Here is a 19,842-nt window from a genome sequence, read left to right as displayed (position 1 = left end):
TCTTAATAGGAACCTATTTCACCTACAAGGATCAATGCACTGATGGAATCACACACAACTGAGGCTGCGCCCACCGCCCCCAGCCGACCCGATTACCGCTCAGCACCCCGCCTGCTATCCCGCTACATCCACGGACGCTGGCCGCACATGGCGCTGGCCATCACTTGCGGCATTGTGGCCGGTATCTGCGAGGTATTACCCGCTTGGGCAATCTGGCGGCTGGTAGTCGCACTCGCACAACACGAGGCCACCATGTCGTCCTTTATCACTGCTGCACTGATTGCTGGTGCAGCAGTGATCGGAAAGGCCGTGTTCTTCGGTTCTTCTACTGCGATCGCGCACCTGATTGCCTTTGGCGTGATCGCAGATATCCGCCATGCACTGGGGAAAACATGGAATTCACTGCCGGTAGGGGCAGTAGCGTCGGTGCACTCCTCACGGGCAAAAACCGTAGCGCTTGATCACTGCGAAAAACTGGAGTTGTTTATCGCCCATGCGTTGCCGGAAGCAGCCGCCGCGCTGACCGTGTGGCTATCGATCACCGCGTGGCTGTTTCTTGTCGATTGGCGGCTAGCGCTGGCCACAATTGCACTCGTACCGGTGGCTTTTCTCACCATGATCCATGCCATGCGCTCCAACGGGCACCGCATGGGTGACTGGGTGCAGGCCAATGGTCGGATGGGTGCTGCCATTGTAGACTTCATTACCGCCATGCCCGTCATCCGCGTGTTTAACCGCGTGGGGGAGGACCACAAACGTACGAGCGACGCGGTGCGCACCAACGCCGCCTTGCAGTCCGACTGGGGTAAGGGATTCGTCCTATGGGGCGCGCCCTTTTCCACGCTGGTGGCTTCTGCTATTGCGGTGATCTCACCGGTGGGCGCCTGGCTGTATAGCACCGGCAGCGCAGTTCCAGCGACCTTGTTGCTCTTTCTCATTGTGGGGCCTACCTACCCAGTTCCCTTGGTCACCATGTTTTATCGCTTGGTGGCATTGCCCCTGCTATCTAATGGTGCTGTAGAAATCGAGCAGCAGCTTGCGCGCTCGCCGCGTCCGCAGTGCGCGGATCCTCACGCTGAGGTTGATGTGTTAGCTCCGAGTGTGCGGTTTGATCGGGTGTCTTTTGCCTATGAGCCAGGTAACGACGTGCTGCACTCCATCAGTTTTGAGGCCAAGCCTGGCACCATCACCGCGTTAGTGGGGGTGAGTGGTTCTGGTAAGTCCACCATCGGTGAGCTGATTTTGGGCTTCTATCAGGCACACAGCGGAACGGTGACGATCGGTGGGCGTGATATTCGCACGCTTAACGACGCCACCCTCTACCGCCACGTCAGCGCAGTGTTCCAGCGCCCGCATCTTCTTGCCGGCACCATTCGAGAAAATCTCACCTTGGGAAATCCGGATGTCAGCGAGCAGCAGCTGCGTAGTGCCATGCGTGCTGCCGCCGTGGATGTGTTTGTGGATCAGCTGCCACAGGGGCTCGATACCGTGTTGGGTGAAAGTGGTTCGGGGCTTTCCGGTGGTGAGCGCCAGCGTATTTCCATTGCGCGGGCACTTATTGCCGATCGCCCCATTCTCATCTTGGACGAGGCCACCGCGGCTACCGATCCCGACAATGAGGCACTGATCCAGCAAGGCCTCGCCGCTCTTACCCACGGCCGTACCGTTATCGTGATCGCTCACCGGCTGGGGACGATCACCCACGCCGACTGCATTCACGTGCTCGACAATGGCCGCATTGTGGAGTCGGGTACTCATGAACAACTCCTAGCGGCACAGGGAGACTACGCCCGTTTGTGGTCGTGCCAAGGGGAAGGGAAGTAACAATGAATCAACTAGCAACAATGTGGAAACTTGCAGGTCCTGCGCGTATCCCAGTCTTGTTTGGTGCTGTGCTGCGGCTTGCACAGTCGCTGTGCCTTGGCGTGGCTTTTGGTGCCGCCATGAGCGTGGTCATTCATATTGTGCACGACACAACGCCGAGTCCGCATGAGGTGGCCTGGATTGCTGCACTGTGTGTGGGATCTTTGGTCGCGCAGCTGTGCTGTGGGTGGGCGGCTGCTCGGCTGTCGTGGCTGGCGGCGTATCAAGCAGTGGCGCATATGCGTTTACAACTGCTGGCGCATTTGCGAGAAATCCCCGTCAACGCCTTGGGTAAGCGCTCGCGTGGCGACATCGCCGCATTGCTCAGCACCGACACCCAGCTCATTGAAGACTTTCTCTCCGAAGGCCTACCCCGACTAGGCCAAGCCCTAGGTATCCCCACCATCGTGCTGGTGGCGGTGGGCATGCATAACCCACTGCTCGCCCTTGCCATCGCACTGCCCATCGTGGTGGTCATCCCCGTGATGTCCTGGTCTAGTGCGCGGCTAGCCCAGCTGGGTGATCGTCGTGGCGCAACCCAAGCAGGGGCGGCGGCCCGCATGATCGACCTCGTAGCAGCCATGCCAGCGCTTCGCGTGTATTCCACATCAGCGCGCACCCAAGCATGGTACGGGGCAGCGGTAGAAGAATTTCGCGCACTCTCAGTCGAGATGGTCCACCGCCTCATCGTGCCATCGACAGCTGCGGGACTCGTACTCATGCTCGGAATCCCCGTGGTGATCCTCACCGGCGGATACAGCCTCGATACGCTGGGTGCCGACGCCACCTTGGTAGCAGTAGTGCTCGTGGTGGTACTCAACGTGTACCAGCCAGTGCAGGGGCTATTGTCCACGAACGAGTCATGGCAGATGGCGCAGGCGTCGTTACGCCGTATGCTCGCCGTGCTCACCATCGAGCCGCTCCCGACCGCTGCGCACCCCCACGAGCTGGGCGAACACCCCCACGGAGCCGCCGTCGAGCTGGAGCATGTCTCCTACACCTACCCCGACGGCAGCCTCGGCGTGTGCGAGGTTACGCTAAGCGCAGCCGCCGGCGAAACTACCGCGATCGTAGGTGCCAGCGGCTCCGGCAAATCCACAGTGCTCAACCTCATCTCGCGTTTCGACGACCCCAGTAGCGGCCGAGTGCTCATCGACGGAATCGACCTACGCACCATCGACCCAGCTCAGCGCAGTGATCTTGTCACCGTGGTCTTCCAAGACGTGCACCTATTCCCCGGCACCATCGCCGACAACATCGCCGTCGGCCGCCCCGATGCCACCCGCGACGACATCATCGCCGCAGCCACCCTCGCCTGCGCAGACGACTTCATCCAAGCGCTGCCCAACGGCTACGACACCATCCTCGGCGAAGATGGCTCCGGCCTTTCCGGTGGGCAACGCCAACGACTCTCTATCGCCCGCGCCGCCCTCAAAGACGCCCCCGTCGTGCTTCTCGACGAAGCGACCTCCGCCCTAGACCCCGTCAACGAAGCAGCCGTACAACGCGGTCTTGCAGCCCTTCAACGCGGGCGCACTACCATCGTGGTAGCTCACAAACTAGCCACCATCGCCGCAGCTCACCGCATTATCGTCCTAGATTCCGGCCGCGTTGCCGAATCCGGAACCCACGACGAACTTATTGCGCGCAATGGAATTTACGCCTCCCTGTGGAACACACTCGAACGCTCCTCACAATGGCGTATCGGCGAAGAATAAAGCTCCATAGCGTTACCAGATAAAATGCGCTGACGATCCGACTCACTCAATGTGCTGGAGCGAATGTAATCAAACGCCGCACATACTTCTCCTCCTAGAAATATGGGTGATCGGATCCAGCCAACACTTGGGTGGCCCCGTAATATTCCGCAGCCATACGCAACGAGGGCTCATAAAAATTCGCAGCGTCTGCGCAGGGGAGTGTGGGAACGCACTCCAATCCTCAAAATTATCCTCAATGCGCTGGGTTAGGAACGGCACATCCCCACCCAAGTGTGCAATATGGAAACGAATATGCGGATAGCGATTCGGAATATCCTCTTTCAGAAGCTGCAACACCGCAGTAGCATCCTCCACCGGCGCGATCCATCCACAGCAGGCGTTTTTCAATATCGTCTGGGGGTGGAAGCCGCCCCCAGATTGCGGGCGATCTTTGTACTGGCGGGGTCGACACCCGCCTTCTCGAGCATGTCGAGGTACGGTGCTGGATAAATGTGGACATGCGTATCAATTACGCTATTCATGCGAGCTCTCGATTCTTCTTTTTGCTACTTTTCCATGCGGTCTACCTTTTCCATGGTAAGGCGCAATCGATTCCAACACCCCCAATAAGGTTGACATGTCATCGTGAGCAATTTTTGTGCAATAACTTTTGCATGTGTCGCGTTTTCGTAGGTCGGAGATATAAGAAACAGCCTACGTGTACAAAATTGCTCATGTAGCGCCCTAGGAACGCAAAAAACCGGTGCTCTCCGCGAGGAACACCGGTTGAAAATGAAACAAAGACGCAGAAAATGATAAAAGCTGCTTAAGTCCTTGAACCCCTGTTGAGCAGGGGTTTTGCTGTTTCTAGGACTGTTCGGGGGCATGCGGGAGTCTATGCGATCTGGTGCTCGTCCCCGATCTTCCCGTTGGATTGGTGCACGTTTCTGGTTGAGGGGGTCTGCGGGTGGGCTTGCGTTAGCGGGTATCAGACGAGGGTGTTAGAACATAAAATCTGGCATCGAGAAGGCTTCTGGCACGTTGTATCTGATTTCTCAGTCCAACTAATGGGGAGCAGTTCAGGCATTCGAGCAAGGTAAAGACCTCTACTATGAAACCGCATCACGCATGTTCAGCGTCCCCGTCGAGAAGCACGGCGTTAATGGTGAGCTTCGGCAGAATGGGAAGATCGCGGTGCTTGCCTGTGGTTATGGCGGCTTCGTCGGTGCGCTCAAAGCTATGGGAGCATTGGGCATGGGGCTCGCCGAGCACGAGCTTAAACCGATCGTCGACGCATGGCGAGCCGCCAACCCATACATCGTCCAGCTCTGGGCCGACGTCGAAGAAGCCGCTATTGCCGCGATCACGTCTCGTCAACCGATCTGGCTCCGTAACCTGCGGTTCAGGTCTAGTCTGGGATTTTCTTCATCGAGCTACCCTCAGGTAGGCGGTTGGCGTATGTGCAACCACGTCTTGGTGAAAACCAGTGGGGTGGAACGTCTATCATCTACAGTGGCACCACTACTGGGCGTAAGTGGGATCGGCTGGAAATTTACGGCGGGAAACTCGTCGAGAATATCGTGCAGGCGATCGCTCGTGATCTGCTTGTCACCGGTATGCACGCAGTGGCCGAGGCGGGGCACAAGATTGTGATGCATGTTCACGATGAGATCGTTATCGACGAACCCGCAGATTCGGGCTTCACCGCCACCGATGCTTGCGAGCTCATGTCCACGCTCCCAACCTGGGCACAAGGGCTGCCGTTGGATGCGGACGGGTATGAGTGCGACTATTACCGTAAGGACTAGGGAACCCAGAGCGCTAGTTCTTGCCAGTTCTCGGGAGCTCCAGTGCGAGAGAGTGGAACAATGGGATTGTGTGGATAGGTGTTGAACAACCGTGTTAATCGGTCACCTTGGGACAAGCCCAGTTGATGATGTAAATACTGGATCATCGAGAGTTGACCGAATACGCGGTTCATTCTGTTAGCCACTGGAGTCAGCTTTGGATCGTTGTTCAGTTTGGGCTTGATGTCGTAGACGCGGTTGAACATTCTCGCGTGGTGGGCCGCGTAGTTACGCAGGATATTTAAGGATTTCAGCCATGACTCTAGCTGGGGCCCAGTGAGCCCACACGGCTCGGCAATCCGTTTACGCACAATATTGGGAGACATGCCATACAGGTAGGACAACATTCCCCAATCCATGACTTCAACGGCTGCCCAGATCGGCAAAGTCCCTCCATATTTGGAATTATGATGGGCGACGAAATCCTCCTTCGACGCTTTCAGCGCCGATTGATACTTTCCTATCCACACCTCGTGCACAGTGCGCTCACCCTTGCCTCGCTGACTTGCGCGAGCTCCTAAACGCTGCGGATCTAAATAGATCAGCGGATCAAGGCGACCTAGTTCGTGACCAAGCCTAGTCCGAATTGCCAATTCCACACGGTCGAGCTCAATGAATACGCTGTGGCGCAATCGTTCGTCGAACTCGTACAGCGCCACCACCAAATCGAATGACGCTCCGTCAACAAATTCATCTTGGGCGATACCATTTTGCGGGGAAAACCGGCGCATCGGATACCAATATCCGGATAAACGGTAGTAATTTAACTGCGCTAACAACTTCTCGGCGTGCTCTGAGTTATCAATTTGCATCCCACGCTGACCAAGCAATTCGACCTGCTCCTTGTAGGTCTTGAACAGTTTCATCTGTTCCACGCGCTCACCTTTGTCTAAAGCGAAGACCGGCCCTGGACTCCCACCGAAGCGGGCAGCGGAACCGGTCATGTTGTCTATAAGGTTACCGTGTCGGCACCGCTGTAGCAAGAAAATGATGGTTCTTCCACACAGAGCACTCGAGAAATTTGTCAATGCCCCGGCGAGAATACCTGCCAGATTGCTCTAACAGATAGCGCTCCACCGAGGCTTCACCGTTAATCATGGCAAAACAGGAGCCTCTGGTCATCTGTGATGTATGGATTTAACACTTTTAGGTTCGTCGGCAGTGGGGTGAGGCCCTTAACCCTTGTGCCGCCCGACACGACTTTTTCTCGACGGGGTCTCGGGAAAGAACCCCGCCATGGGAAACCAGATTCAAACATTCACCAACGACGTGTTCGGCACCATCCGCACCATCACCAACGACGGCCAGATCCTTTTCTGCGGAAAGGACGTCGCCACTGCGCTCGGTTACGTTAACGCCAGCAAGGCGGTCCAAGACCATTGCAAGGGGGTTCCATTTCGTTACCCCCTTGAGACCGCTGGCGGAATCCAGCAGGTCCGCTTCATTACCGAAGGTGACCTCTACCGCCTCATCATCTCCTCCAAACTCCCGGCAGCACAGAAGTTCGAAGCATGGGTGTTCGATGAAGTGCTGCCGACGATTCGCCGCCATGGCGTGCACGCATACGACAACCTCCTCGCTGACGATGAGTTCCTGGAGCATGCCATCGCCACGCTGCGGGCCGAGCAAGCCTTGTCGGAGGCGGCACCGAAAGTCTCGTACTACGACCTCGTGTTGCAGTCCGATTCACTCCTGACGACGATCGCGATTGCGAAGGACTACGGACTCTCCGCGAAGAAGCTCAACCGGATCCTACGTGATGCTCACGTGCAGTTCCATCAGTCGGGTCGCTGGTTCCTCTACGCCAAGTTTGCTGAGCAGGGATACACCCAGTCCAAGACCCACGAATACGGCGAAGGTCAGACCCGCACCCGGAACTTGGGGCTTCACTATGTCCGGGAAGGAGCCAGCGATGCCGGTCAAACCAGCGTCCCCGTGCTCCCACCCCGGCTGCCCCGAGCTCACCCACGAACGCTACTGCGACGCCCAGGCCAAGGCAGAGGACGCCCGGTATCGGAAGTATCAGCGTGATCCGAAGATCAACCGCCGCTACGGTTCACGGTGGCGCAAGATCCGCGCCGCCTACGTCGCCGCCCACCCGCTCTGCGAAGACTGCCTCGAAGCCGGTCGCTACACACCCGTGCAGGAAGTTCACCACGTCCTCCCTATCGAACACGGCGGCACCCACATCTTCGACAACCTGCAAAGCCTGTGCAAGCCCTGCCACTCGCGCCAGAGCGCGCTCGACGATGACCGCTGGAGGCAACAACCTCGGGTCTACACCTACTGACGAGCCCACACGTTGGCCGCTGTCGCGTCGATCATCTGGAATCTTAAAGGGCGGATTCTAAGGATCGTGGAAACACCTGACCTTGATTGGTGGTGTTTGTGGTGTCGAGTCGTTGGGATCCTTCACCGGATGTGGTAGAGCAGCTGTGTTACTTGGTTTCAGGCGGTCGTAGTGTTCCTAGTGCGGCGTTGGAACTGGGACTTAGCTTGAGTATTGCGTATCGGCTGGCTTGTGAGTGTCAACTTCCTGTGGCGTGTTCAGACGTCGACTTCTGCTTCGGTGACAAAAAGCATTGAAACGCTATGAAAGCAGGGTGTAAAGCCGTCAGATATTTCAACGCGGCTTAATGTAGGAACCAGCGTTGTGTACCGCATTGGTATTGAGCTTGGCTTGTGGCAGCGCAATCCGCATGGCCGTCGAGCTAGTGCCACGTCGCGTCGGTGCGAGTATTTGATGCTGCGTTTTGGTGCGATGAGCCGAAAAGACGTTGCAAAAGCCGTCGGTATTAATCCGCGCGAGGCTTTGGACATCGATAAAGGAGTAACCAAGCTCAATGGTGTCGGGCGTGTGCCGTGTGTTTCCGATGGGCCAGACACTGAGCTTTATAAAAGACTGATGCAGGTTGTGTCTTATGTTGACGGCCGTCAAGCAGTGCTTGTCGAAGTTATCCCACAGCACGCGATAGCCAAACGCATTAGTCCTCGATAATTTATCCGTCGAGGAACGTGAACTTATCGCCGATTTGAACCGTCAAGGCCTAGGTGTGCGTGCTATTGCCCGGCATGTGGGTCGTTCACCGGGAACAATAAGCAAGGAAATGACACGCAACCGTGATGAATTTGGGTTGTATCTGCCGCATGCAGCTCATCGGAGGTCCGTGCTGCGTAGATTCCGGTCTAAGCCACGCAAACTGGACACATATGCAGCATTGCGTGATGCGGTGTGGGCGATGTTGAAGAAGTGGTATTCACCGGTGCAGTTTTCCTAAAGGTTGCGTCTAAACGTCCCTGACGATGACACTGTGAGGGTGTGTCCTGAAACTATCTATATGTCGTTGTTCTTCCAAGCTAAAGGCGAGTTGAAGAAAGAAATCGCTGCATGTCTGCGCCAAGGCCGTGCTGTGGAAAAGCCACGCAACCAGCGTATTGCCCGCCAGCGTTTTAGCGATCCCATGGTGATGGTTTCCGAACGGCCAGCAACGGTTAACGACCGCGCTGTTCTAGGTCATTGGGAAGGCGACCTCATTTTGGGCAAGGGAAACAAATCAGCTATCGGCACGCTTGTGGAACGCAGCACCAGATACGTCATGCTGCTGCAGCTGCCCAACGGGCATGGTGTTGTAGAAGTGCGCGACGCGCTCGTCGAGACTATCCAATAGTTACCAGCACACCTGTGTGGTTCGCTGACGTGGGATCAAGGAAGTGACATGGCCGGTCATAAATCATTTACCATTGCCATCGAGTGTCTGGTGTACTTCTGTGATCCAGGGTCACCTTGGCAGCGAGGAAGTAACGAAAACATCAACGGACTTCTGCGTCAGTATTTCTCCAAAGGTACTGATCTATTCGTCCATACCAAAGAAGACCTCGAGTTCGTTGCTATGCAACTTAACGACAGACCGCGCGCAACCCTTGGCTTTGTCAAACCAGCCGAAAAAATGGCCGTACTGCTAGACTATGCCACCGAAATCTAGAATCGTGTTTCCACAACCACTAGAATCCGCCCTCTAAAACCGGAAGAGCCGCTTTGATGTTGTAGTACGTCTGCTTCGATACGCCGATGTTCTTGCAGAACTGCTGGACTGTGATGCCCTCACGGATGGGGTCGAAATCCGCTATCTTCTTGCGGAGAGTAATGGGAATTGCCATCCCCACATTGTCAAGAAGCCAGAGTCTAAAAGTCACTAGACATCACAGTCCTAGCGAAAAAGTAGTTGCTAGGCTTTTGGACAGGCGGTAGTATGTTATGCAAGGAACATGGTTAAGCAAGGAGGTGGTTGTGTCTGAGTCGCAGTTACGCAAGGGCGCTGTTGAACTGATTGTCCTTGGATTGCTTTCGTCTCGTCCTTCTTACGGGGGGCAGCTCGTAGAGCGTTTTCGTGAGGAAGCGGGGTTGGAGATTTCGACGGGTACGTTATATCCGCTGCTTGCGCGGCTACGTAAAACAGGGTTGGTAGTTACAGCTTGGCAGGAGTCTCCGGTAGGACCACCGAGGAAGATTTATAAGCTCGCAAAACCTGGGAAGAATCGCTTATTGCAGATGCGCCGCGAGTGGGAGGCGCTTGATTGTGCTGTGAAGCGAACAACGCAGAAAGGAATACGGTAATGAAGTGGTTCGGTAAGGACGCAGAAGGGCAGACGCGAGTTTTGGGGATACCTGTCTCCGGGGTGTGGTTGGGGCGCTCTGATGCTGCGCTGGATGGTTTTGAACCAGAGAATCCGCGCTTGTTCATTCCTCGAAAATACGGACTGGGTTGGGACGTTAATCTGGGTGCTGTTGGGGTGCGTTTAGGGCTAATTCGGCCCGATGATTCTCTACCGGACTTGGCCGGCTACGTCCCCACGCGTCTAAAGCGCGGCATTAAGCTCACCACTATTGCCGGTGGGATTTGGGTTGGGTTCTTGGCGGTACTGCTCAGTAGCAAGGAGCAGGTTCTCGTCCAGCGCTCAACACGCGGTGGGTCTGAAAGTTTTATTACCGGCAGGCAGGCTGCGCTAGCTCCAGTGGTTTTAACGACCGTTGCAGCGCTAGCGCCACAGGTCTTTCGACGCGATGACCCAGAATCCGAAGATGCCGTGCGTTTGGCTAATCAGGCTGATCTGATGGGCGTTGAAGCCATGTCCATAGCCTGGCTCGCAGCAATGGCCCGGGCTGGCGACAAGCAGGAAATGAGCCGCCGGTCGATGGTGCCCATTGTTGCTTTATGGCCCCTCGTTGCTGGCGCTTGCCAACTCGCTTATGTAAAAACCGCGTTAGCCAGGGTGAAAACCCGGCTGCATAATTCAGGAGACAAGTAATGAACCCTATAGATAAACTGTTGGATTTGCCGACCCCAGCATTGATAGGGGTTTGCATTCTTATAGGAGTGCAACTGGCAGCGGTAGTCTGGTCTTTGATTTGCTTACTGCGCGATAAGCGAGCTCACATTGCCGGCTTAAATCGCCTAGTGTGGCTCTTGGTTATCATCTTTGGCCAAGTGATTGGGCCAATCGTCTTTTTGGTTATGTACCTTCACGAACAAAGGCAGCTTAAAGTGCAGCGTGAATACGAACAGAAAGCTACAGCCAAACATCACCAGGTTGATGCGAGTTCAGTGGTAAGCAAGCTGTATCCGAAGGAACGAACATGAATTTAGCAGTCTCTACTAAAGATTTGTCCAAAACCTTCGGTAAGCACCAAGTACTAAACAACATAAACCTTCGAGTTCCTACCGGCTCCTGTTATGGGTTTGTGGGAGCGAACGGGGCTGGTAAAACCACCACCATGAGGATCCTTGCAGGACTGGCCGGAGCTAGTAGCGGTAGCGCCACCGTGCTGGGAGTTAGTCGAGGAAAATTTCCGGTCAAACCGATCCCAGGCGTGTCTTACCTGACTGATGTCCCCCAGATTAGCCCCTGGCTTCGAGCCAAGGACGCGCTCATCACTCTCGCCCGCCTTGGTGGAATCTCCCCAGACCTTGCAGCCGAAAGAAGCGACGAACTACTCAATCTGGTGAACCTCGACAAAGCCCCCGGAAGAATCGGCTCCTTCTCTAGAGGCATGAAGCAACGGATGGGAATAGCAGCAGCACTCGTTGCTACCCCGAAACTACTACTGATAGACGAACCAACCAGCGCTCTTGACCCGATCGGGCGAGCAGATGTTCTGGGGCTACTACGCGAGTTAACCGGGGAGGTAACGGTAGTATTTTCCTCCCACATCCTCAGCGATGTCGCTAAAGTCTCTACCCACGTGGGGATCTTGCATCGCGGTAGCCTGCTAGCTCAAGGACAGTTAGGCGAGCTAGTCAGTCAGCAAACAAAACACGTTACGCTTGATGTCACGGTGCGTTCAGACGTTGCCACCGCCGTGGCTAAGGCTATCTACAGCCTCGACTCTGCCGCAAAGATTCACCCCACCTTTAGCGGCTTAGATGAACTTTTCACCAAACTAACTAAGGACGGCAGTAAAAAATCGTGAATACCTCGAGTTTCAGATTGATCTGGCGCTATCAAGCTGTCTGGCTCCTACGCTCCTATGGGACATGGATTATAGGCGGGGTATTCGTTATCCTTGCTCTCACCCAAGGATTGTTTACCCAATACACGCCGCGAATCATCAGATTTCTGGCCGGATCAGAAGTAACCACGCTAATACAGTCGCTACCAGAACCTTCTTGGCAGCAAGCCTACGCGGGATGGATAAAGAACCTTACCCAAATTCTTACCGTAATCCTCATTGCAATGAACTCTTTTCGTTGCAGCGCGCTTACCGGCAATGGTGACATTCCCTTTATTTTCCCTGGTAGCGTGCAGCGCTCACACTACCTCATCAGCTTTGCTATCAGCAGCTGGCTATCTACCTTATTCCTTGCCCTCTTCAGCGCTACCCTAGCGTGGGCCGGAACATCACTGTTATTCCCAGGCGCCAATCCCGCCCCGATCATATTGGCTAGTTTGGTATGGGCGCTACAAATCATTCTCATTCACGTAATACAGACTGTCGCAGCCACTTTTAAACCAAGCATCGGTATGCCACTTGCGGCCGGATTTGGAGCCTATCTACTAATAACGATGTCAGCAATATTTATCCAGGAGGGCAACAAAACTCCCCTTGGCCTCGCCCCCATAATCAACAACCTCGCTCAAGACACACTCAAGGCGCCTTGGGGCTGGCCAATCACCAGCAGCCTACTGCTAATCATTGCGCTACTTTTCACCGCCACTTACATATACAACAGAGTAGAACTTAACTAAAAGCCAAACACGGGCAACGCAAATAGATCCGATTCAAAAGTAGAAATAGAACCACCATCACAAGCACTACAGCGAACGCCACCTGCCATCCGTTAGCGAGTTAAACCCCAAAACCCAAACCCGCCCACGCAAAAGGGTACTTATCAAATCCGACGTCTAAGTGGAGCCAAAGACTTCGGATTTGATAAGACCCGCCGTCGCTGCCTAACCCCTGTTTGTCAGGGGTTTTATTGTTCCTCGGGCGAATCATTGCCCTTGGCGTGCAGCATTCGGGTACCGCCATGGGGCACTCTCGCTTGGACAAACCGCGCCGTCAGCCGAGGAGGGGGTGCGGAGTGCGTCCTGCGTTGGCGAGTACGGGTTGAGGGGGCGTGAGATGAACTCGTCTTTGTAGGTCGTTCACCTACTCGACAGTCAGATCCGCAGATTCTCATCTATATTTACATGTAACTATTGGTGGTAATTAACATGTATCTGTGCCGTGTTTTTGCCTCCATCTGCTCAGCTTGTGTGGGAGACTTAGGGTGGCCCGCATGAACGACAGGGAGACTCATGGCGATCAAGAAACGCAAGGTTCCGATGCGTCACATCAACATCGGTGATCTTTCGCGTGGTCAGGCATCGCGCCTGATCAAGGAGGTGGCCGACAAGGACGAGCCCGCTTACGTTCTGCGCTACGGAAAACCGATCGCCGTGGTGATCTCGAACGAACGCTACGAGCGACTAATGAATGAAGGAATCGACCCGAGTGAGCACTGACAGACTTACTAGCCACGTTGCTTTGATTTGGAACATCGCAGAGATTCTGCGTGGCGACTATAAGGAACACGAGTACGGCGACGTCGTGTTGCCTTTCACTGTGCTGACCCGACTCGATTCCGTTCTCGTGGATACAAAGCAAGCAGTCCTGAATATCAAGGCCACCTCAGTTCCGAGCAAGATCAAGGAACTGCAGTACGCCAAGGCTACGGGCTACCCGTTTTGGAATACGTCGAACTTCACGCTCAAGACTTTGTTGGATGACCCTGACAATCTTGAGCAGAACTTGAGTTACTACGTGCAAGCGTTCGCGCCTGCCGCGCGTAAAGTGATGGAGGCATACAGCTTCTACAACGTGATTGAGCGCCTCGACAAAGCAGGCCTGCTCTATCAGGTGCTCACCGAGTTCACGTCCTCAAAGGTTAACCTTCACCCTGACGTGGTCAGTAACGACCAGATGGGCTACATCTTCGAAGAGCTCATCCGTCGGTTCTCCGAACTGTCGAATGAAACCGCTGGTGAATACTTCACCCCGCGTGAGGTCATTAGCCTGATGGTCAATCTTCTTTTCAACCCAGAAGAAGATATTAACAGGCTTTGCGCAGACGGTGCTATGGCGTCGCTGTATGACCCCGGGGTCGGCACCGGTGGAATGCTCTCGATCGCTGCGCAGCATGTTGAGGATCTGAATGACACTGCCCGCCTCGAGGTCTACGGGCAAGAGCTCAACCCGCAGACGTATGCGGTGGCGAAGTCGGACATCATGATCAAGGGCGAACGGCAAGAACGCATCTACTTTGGTAACTCGCTGACCAATGACCAGACGGCGGGCCTCCGCTTTGACTACATGCTGTGCAATCCACCTTTTGGAGTGAATTGGAAGAAGTACGCCGCCCCGATTCATGAAGAAGCTGAACGAAAGGGGTTCCAGGGTCGCTTCGGCGCTGGAACGCCTCGTGTTTCAGACGGCTCGTTTCTTTTCTTGCAGCACATGATCTCGAAGATGAAGCCCTACGATCCACAGGACCTCGTGAATGCTCCTGGAACACGGATTGGCATCGTATTCAATGGCTCGCCCCTCTTCACAGGCGGAGCCGGGCAGGGCGAATCTGAGATCCGCCGCTGGATCCTTGAAAATGACTGGTTGGAAGCGATCATCGCGCTACCCGGCCAGATGTTCTACAACACCGGCATCCTCACCTACATCTGGGTTCTTTCGAATAAGAAGGAACGTCGCCGCAAGAACAAGGTGCAACTGATCGACGCGACCAGTTACTTTCAGCGGATGCGTAAGCCCTTGGGTGAAAAGCGCAAGGAGCTCACGCCCGAGCACATCGCCGATATCACTCGCATCTATGGAGACTTTCGGGAAACTGAGGCGTCGAAGATCTTTGACACCGAGGACTTTGCCTACCACGAAGTCACCGTGGAGCGTCCACTACGGTTGAGCTTCCAAGCCAGCTCGGAGACGCTCGAAGCACTCAAGGGGACCAAGCCCTTTACTGACCTAGCCACATCGAGAAAACGAACCGAGCCAGCACGCACCGAAGAAATCGAGGCGGGTAAGCGAGTACAGACGGCGATCGTTGCCACCCTTGAGGCACTCGATGCTGAGCACATGTACCTCAACCGCGACGTGTTCACCGACCTTCTCCGTAAAGGCATCAAGGAACGCGGTGAGAAGATTAGCATCGCATCGCTACGTAAGATTGTCGCCGAGCTCAGCACAAAGAACCCCTCCGCGGATATCTGCGTCGATGCGAAAGGTAACCCTGAGCCAGACGCGGACCTGCGCGATACCGAGCAGATCCCGCTCCGCGAGGATATCGAGGCATACTTCCAACGCGAAGTGATCCCCTACGCCCCCGACGCCTGGATAGACCACGCCAAAACCAAGATCGGTTACGAAATCCCCTTTACCCGATACTTCTACAAGTACGAAGAGCTCGGCGACCCCGTCGAAACCCTCGCCGAGATTCAAGCCCTCTCCGCGAGCATCCAAGCGGACATCGCAAAACTGTTCAGCGAGCAGGTGAAGTAATGGGCGACAAGTCCCCATTAGAAGGCTGGAAGAAGATTCCAACACGATACCTTTTTCGGTTTAAGCGGGGCTATGCCATTGGCAGAGCAGAAATGGGAAGTAGTGGCATTCCCTGCGTTCATTACGGAGATATTCACGGTGAGTACGGGTTTGAAGTTGACCTTGATACGGCCAGGCTTGGCCGAGTCGCGGAACCAGTGAATCATGGAGTGAATGACTTCGTGTCAAAGGGCCAGTTTCTCTTCGCAGGATCTTCAGAAGATTACGAGGGAAGTGGTAATTTCACTCTGATACAAGGTGCGCAGCGCGGAATCGCAGGCACAGATACCATCGTACTTACTCCAAAAAGCGAGTTGCCCGAGAGATTTATTGCGTACTTATTTGACTCCGTCTTCTTTCGCGAGCAAATAAGGCCACACATGATGGGCACGAAGGTGTTTCACCCCTCGCAACGAGTGATAAAAGATACGTTATGTATTCTTCCGCCAAGGCATGTAGCCGACGCAATTGCTCTGTATTTGGATTCAAAGACAGCAGAGGTTGACGCCCTCATCGAAAAGCTGTCTTTCCAGGTTGAGTTGCTAGAGAAGTATAGGCGGGAAGTCTCCTGGGAGGCTCTAACGGGTGGGCTGGAGAAGGCGAGTCACAAGGTGGAGAGCGAGGTCGATTGGATTGGACTCATGCCTGAGAGTTGGACAACAATTCCCGGACGCCACCTGTTTGAGGTCGTGAAACGGATTGAACCCGGTTTTTCGGATCGGGTACTTTCGATCACGCAGAAAGGCATAGTGCCAAAGGACCTGAGCTCCCACTTTGGTCAACTCGCCGAGTCCTATGACCTGTATCAGCGTGTAGATGCTGGTGATTATGCAATGAACTCCATGGACTTGCTCACTGGCTGGGTAGATCGAAGTGCGTATGACGGAGTTACGAGCCCCGACTACCGGGTATTTCGCTTGCGACGGGCTATTGCTGCGGAACCTCGCTATTTTACACATGTTCTGCAAATGGGGTACACGAGGCGCATTTTTTACCGCTACGGTCAAGGGGTTTCTAATCTGGGGCGGTGGCGGCTACAGCCGAAAGCCTTCTTGAATATGAGGTTTCCACTGCCTCCTCTTAATCAGCAAAGAAGAATTGCCGATTACATTGAAGAGAAATACACCGAAATCGACTCAACGATTGCTGGTATCAACAGGCAGATTGAGCTTCTGGGCGAGTATCGCAAGCAGGTTATTAATGATGCCGTGACGGGCAAGGTTCGTGTGGGAGAGGTGGCGTGATGGATACGTCGGAGCGCAGGTTCGAAGATGAGATCGAGTATTGGTTGACTCATGTCGGTCCTTCCGAGTTCGACCTCTACGAATCGCGGCCATCGGCCGGTTTTGATAAGCGGCTTGGTTTGTATCCGCAGGATCTGCTCGATTTTGTGCGCGAGACCCAACCTCAGCAGTGGAAGCGCCTAGAGCGCATTCATGGCGCGAAGGCTGGGGCGAAGTTCTGCAAGCGCGTTGCTCGCGAGCTCGACAAGCGCGGCGTCGTGGAGGTGCTGCGTCGCGGAGTGGAGGATCTTGGTGCGCGCTTCAAGCTGGTGTTCTTCGCCCCCGGTTCTGACCTCAACGAGCTGCTGGCAGAGAAGTACTGGGCGAACCGAATGACTGTGGTCCGTCAGCTGTACTACTCGACGAAGAACTCCAACTCCGTTGACACCGTGTTGTTTGTCAACGGTATCCCGGTGGTGACGATGGAGTTGAAGAATCAGCTCACGGGCCAGACTTACAGGGATGCTGTTGACCAGTACAAGCGTTATAGGCCTGCCTCTGAGGTCTTGTTCGGGCTGAACCGCCGCGCGGTGGTCCACTTCGCCGTTGATACTGACCAGGTGTGGATGACCACCAAGCTCGCGGGCATGGATACGGTGTTCCTGCCGTTTAACCGTGGCTTTGAAAATGGTGCTGGGAATCCGCCAGTGCCAGGTAAGTACAAGACTTCCTATCTGTGGGAGGAGGTCTTGGCGAAGGATTCCCTGCTGGATATTCTGCATCGATTCGTCCAGTTCATTCCGCACGAGAGCGACCGGCGCAAAGACAAGTTGATCTTCCCGCGCTACCACCAGCTTGATGCCGTACGTGCGCTCGTGGCCGATGCTAAGAGCCACGGTGCAGGGAATAACTATCTGGTGCAGCACTCGGCCGGGTCAGGCAAGTCGAACACTATTGCGTGGCTTGCCCACCATCTGTCGAACCTGCACGATGACCAGCAGCGCGCAGTCTTTGATTCGATCATTGTGATCACAGACCGGCGCGTGCTGGATAAACAGCTGCAGGACACGATCTACGCAATGGACCACACCGCTGGCGTGGTGGTGAGGGTCGATAGGAACGCACGCCAACTGACAGAGGCGCTCGCCGATGGTGCGAAGATCATCATCTCCACGTTGCAGAAGTTCCCCTTTGTCGACGTGAGCAATGTGGCGACGACTGGTAAGCGCTTCGCCGTCATCGTTGATGAGGCTCACTCGTCACAGACAGGCGAGGCGTCGGAGAAGCTCAAGCAAGTGCTCGCAGACACCGCCACTGCTGGCAAGGAGTCCGAGGAGGACCTGCTTGAACGCTACGCGGCCGCCGAAGCCCAGGTTGAAGCGGAACAACTAGAGGTTGACGAGCAGATCGCCGAGGAGCTGCGCACACAGGGACATCAGCAGAACCTGTCGTTCTTCGCGTTCACTGCGACGCCGAAACAGAAGACGCTAGAGATCTTCGGCACTCCGGTACCGGATGCTACTCCACGCCCCTACCACGTGTACTCAATGCGTCAGGCCATCGAAGAGGGCTTCATCCTCGACGTGTTGAAGAACTACACCACGTACCAGACGTATTACCGGGTCGGGAAGACCACGGCTGATGACCCCGAGTACTCCACCAAACAGGCCAATAAAGCGCTGGGCAAGTATTTGAGTCTGCACCCGTATAACCTGCGGCAAAAAGCGGAGATCATCATCGAGCACTTCCGCACCAACGTTGCCCACAAGATCGGCGGGAACGCCAAGGCAATGCTCGTCACCGGATCTCGCCTTCACGCGGTGCGCTACTACTTCGCCTTCCGCGACTATATTGCGCAGAAAGGCTACACCGACCTTGGAGTGCTCGTGGCATTCTCTGGAACTGTCGAAGACGACGGTGCCGAATACACCGAAGAACAGCTCAACCAGATCCCAGAAGCCGAGCTACCCGAGAGGTTTGCCACCGGCGAGTACCAGCTGCTGCTGGTTGCCGAGAAATACCAGACAGGCTTTGATCAGCCCTTGTTGCACACCATGTACGTGGATAAGAAACTCCACGGAGTAAAAGCCGTACAGACGCTGTCACGGATCAACCGTATGCACCCGGGAAAGACCGACACCTTCGTCCTCGACTTCGTCAACTCCGCAGAGGACATTCAAAAATCCTTCCAAGACTACTACATCTCGACAGGCATCACGGAAGAAACCGACCCCAACATCGTCTACGACCTGTACCACTTCCTTGCCTCATACCATTTGTGGACAGACAAGGAAATCGAGGGCTTTGCCAAGGTGTTCTTCACCGAGCAGAAAAAGCAAACGAATCTCGACTTCGGCAAGCTCAACGCCTACCTTGACCCGGCGGTAGGCCGGTTCAACGAGCTTGACGAAGAAGACAAACTGGAAGTGCGGGCAAGGATGAACAAGTTCACCCGCAACTATGACTTCCTGACACATATCATCCGCTACGACGACGAGCGCCTCCACCGCTTTGCCGCATACGTCAGGCTCCTGGTGCGAAAGCTCCACATCGATGGTGACCCCGCGCCGAGCCTTGAGGACGAGGTCGCCTTGCAGTATTACCGCCTCCAGCAGGTGTACGAAGGTTCGATCGACCTCGCTGATGAGGAAGGCGAACTGTCGAACAATCCCGATACGGGTGGGGCCAGCGAGGACGAGAAGGACACTTTGTCAAACATCCTCTCCAAGCTCAACGACCGTTGGGGCACCGAGTTCACTCACATGGACAAAGTCATTGAGCAGCTGACCGAGGACATGGTTGACGACCCTGAGGTTCAGTCACGTGCCCGCAACTCGCTGGACATGTTCGCCATCGTTTACGACGAGCGCATCAAAGACATCGTGCTCGAACGCATGAACCAGAACCAGGATTTTGCGATCAAGTACCTCTCCGACCCACAATTCAAAGCAGATATTGACCGCGTGCTCCTGCCCTTGATTCACGATCGTCTCAACCGCAAGGATTAGATACCCGGACAGCCTGAAGGACCGCACGACGCGCCCAAGAAGACCTCTTGCAGCCCGCTCGATTCGCGCGTTCGCATGGTAGCGAACACGCTAGGAGGATACATGAGCGACCAATTT

The 19,842-nt window shown here is 55.1% G+C and carries 17 protein-coding genes and 1 pseudogene; 15 read left to right on the top strand and 3 right to left on the bottom strand.

Going from position 1 to position 19,842, the window contains the following annotated elements:
- The first annotated feature begins 42 nt into the window (after positions 1 to 42).
- Complete coding sequence (locus tag ABMV07_RS12545) at positions 43 to 1,824, top strand: ABC transporter ATP-binding protein (protein ID WP_196977107.1); 1,782 nt, start codon at positions 43 to 45, stop codon at positions 1,822 to 1,824.
- Between the two features lie 2 nt (positions 1,825 to 1,826).
- The gene (locus ABMV07_RS12540; RefSeq protein ID WP_088267553.1) at positions 1,827 to 3,581 is read left to right on the top strand and encodes an ABC transporter ATP-binding protein; all 1,755 of its coding nucleotides are present in this window, start codon (positions 1,827 to 1,829) and stop codon (positions 3,579 to 3,581) included.
- A 1,104-nt stretch (positions 3,582 to 4,685) separates the two neighbouring features.
- Here ABMV07_RS12540 and ABMV07_RS12535 read toward each other — a convergent pair.
- A complete protein-coding gene (locus tag ABMV07_RS12535) occupies positions 4,686 to 4,940 on the bottom strand; it encodes a hypothetical protein (protein ID WP_021336144.1) in 255 nt (84 codons plus the stop codon).
- An 83-nt stretch (positions 4,941 to 5,023) separates the two neighbouring features.
- Between ABMV07_RS12535 and ABMV07_RS12530 the strand changes: the two genes are divergently transcribed.
- The gene (locus ABMV07_RS12530; protein WP_021336143.1) at positions 5,024 to 5,371 is read left to right on the top strand and encodes a DNA polymerase bacteriophage-type; all 348 of its coding nucleotides are present in this window, start codon (positions 5,024 to 5,026) and stop codon (positions 5,369 to 5,371) included.
- Here ABMV07_RS12530 and ABMV07_RS12525 read toward each other — a convergent pair.
- Entirely contained in the window at positions 5,368 to 6,354 is a 987-nt protein-coding gene (locus ABMV07_RS12525) for an Abi family protein (protein WP_014302481.1), read from the bottom strand. The genes ABMV07_RS12530 and ABMV07_RS12525 overlap by 4 nt on opposite strands.
- Positions 6,355 to 6,646: 292 nt before the next feature.
- On the opposite strand from ABMV07_RS12525, the gene ABMV07_RS12520 reads away from it, so the two are divergent.
- The 3 genes and pseudogenes from ABMV07_RS12520 to ABMV07_RS12510 all read left to right on the top strand — a co-directional run bounded on the left by ABMV07_RS12520 (position 6,647) and on the right by ABMV07_RS12510 (position 9,393).
- On the top strand, positions 6,647 to 7,441 hold the full coding sequence (locus tag ABMV07_RS12520) for a phage antirepressor (RefSeq protein ID WP_374064674.1): 795 nt from the start codon (positions 6,647 to 6,649) through the stop codon (positions 7,439 to 7,441).
- The gene (locus ABMV07_RS12515) at positions 7,323 to 7,700 is read left to right on the top strand and encodes an HNH endonuclease (protein ID WP_374064673.1); all 378 of its coding nucleotides are present in this window, start codon (positions 7,323 to 7,325) and stop codon (positions 7,698 to 7,700) included. The genes ABMV07_RS12520 and ABMV07_RS12515 overlap by 119 nt, the downstream gene beginning before the upstream one ends.
- Before the next feature lie 471 nt (positions 7,701 to 8,171).
- A pseudogene (locus ABMV07_RS12510) lies at positions 8,172 to 9,393 on the top strand (IS30 family transposase).
- 19 nt (positions 9,394 to 9,412) lie between these two features.
- Here ABMV07_RS12510 and ABMV07_RS12505 read toward each other — a convergent pair.
- The gene (locus tag ABMV07_RS12505; RefSeq protein WP_229254986.1) at positions 9,413 to 9,604 is read right to left on the bottom strand and encodes a hypothetical protein; all 192 of its coding nucleotides are present in this window, start codon (positions 9,602 to 9,604) and stop codon (positions 9,413 to 9,415) included.
- 94 nt (positions 9,605 to 9,698) lie between these two features.
- Between ABMV07_RS12505 and ABMV07_RS12500 the strand changes: the two genes are divergently transcribed.
- From ABMV07_RS12500 to ABMV07_RS12460, 9 genes are all read left to right on the top strand, one after another.
- Positions 9,699 to 10,025 (top strand): PadR family transcriptional regulator, encoded by a 327-nt coding sequence (locus ABMV07_RS12500; RefSeq protein ID WP_044026344.1) that lies wholly within the window; start codon positions 9,699 to 9,701, stop codon positions 10,023 to 10,025.
- Entirely contained in the window at positions 10,025 to 10,717 is a 693-nt protein-coding gene (locus ABMV07_RS12495; RefSeq protein WP_070799316.1) for a DUF5808 domain-containing protein, read from the top strand. The genes ABMV07_RS12500 and ABMV07_RS12495 overlap by 1 nt, the downstream gene beginning before the upstream one ends.
- A complete protein-coding gene (locus tag ABMV07_RS12490) occupies positions 10,717 to 11,049 on the top strand; it encodes a PLD nuclease N-terminal domain-containing protein (protein WP_010935615.1) in 333 nt (110 codons plus the stop codon). Before ABMV07_RS12495 ends, ABMV07_RS12490 begins: the two co-directional genes overlap by 1 nt.
- Positions 11,046 to 11,879, top strand: coding sequence for an ABC transporter ATP-binding protein (locus tag ABMV07_RS12485; RefSeq protein ID WP_088268237.1), 834 nt, complete (start codon positions 11,046 to 11,048; stop codon positions 11,877 to 11,879). The genes ABMV07_RS12490 and ABMV07_RS12485 overlap by 4 nt, the downstream gene beginning before the upstream one ends.
- A complete protein-coding gene (locus tag ABMV07_RS12480) occupies positions 11,876 to 12,655 on the top strand; it encodes a hypothetical protein (protein ID WP_014302475.1) in 780 nt (259 codons plus the stop codon). The genes ABMV07_RS12485 and ABMV07_RS12480 overlap by 4 nt, the downstream gene beginning before the upstream one ends.
- A gap of 552 nt (positions 12,656 to 13,207) precedes the next feature.
- Positions 13,208 to 13,414 (top strand): type II toxin-antitoxin system Phd/YefM family antitoxin, encoded by a 207-nt coding sequence (locus ABMV07_RS12475; RefSeq protein ID WP_088268239.1) that lies wholly within the window; start codon positions 13,208 to 13,210, stop codon positions 13,412 to 13,414.
- Positions 13,404 to 15,455 (top strand): N-6 DNA methylase, encoded by a 2,052-nt coding sequence (locus tag ABMV07_RS12470; protein WP_374064672.1) that lies wholly within the window; start codon positions 13,404 to 13,406, stop codon positions 15,453 to 15,455. Before ABMV07_RS12475 ends, ABMV07_RS12470 begins: the two co-directional genes overlap by 11 nt.
- Entirely contained in the window at positions 15,455 to 16,738 is a 1,284-nt protein-coding gene (locus ABMV07_RS12465) for a restriction endonuclease subunit S (RefSeq protein ID WP_088268243.1), read from the top strand. The genes ABMV07_RS12470 and ABMV07_RS12465 overlap by 1 nt, the downstream gene beginning before the upstream one ends.
- Positions 16,738 to 19,725 (top strand): type I restriction endonuclease subunit R, encoded by a 2,988-nt coding sequence (locus ABMV07_RS12460; RefSeq protein WP_174688214.1) that lies wholly within the window; start codon positions 16,738 to 16,740, stop codon positions 19,723 to 19,725. Before ABMV07_RS12465 ends, ABMV07_RS12460 begins: the two co-directional genes overlap by 1 nt.
- Positions 19,726 to 19,842: the final 117 nt, after the last annotated feature.

Origin of the sequence: Corynebacterium belfantii, from assembly GCF_041898185.1 — a bacterium.
In the GTDB taxonomy this organism is placed as follows: domain Bacteria; phylum Actinomycetota; class Actinomycetes; order Mycobacteriales; family Mycobacteriaceae; genus Corynebacterium; species Corynebacterium belfantii.
The sequence above is the reverse complement of the archived record's forward strand: the minus strand, read 5'-3'. Positions and strand labels throughout refer to the sequence as shown.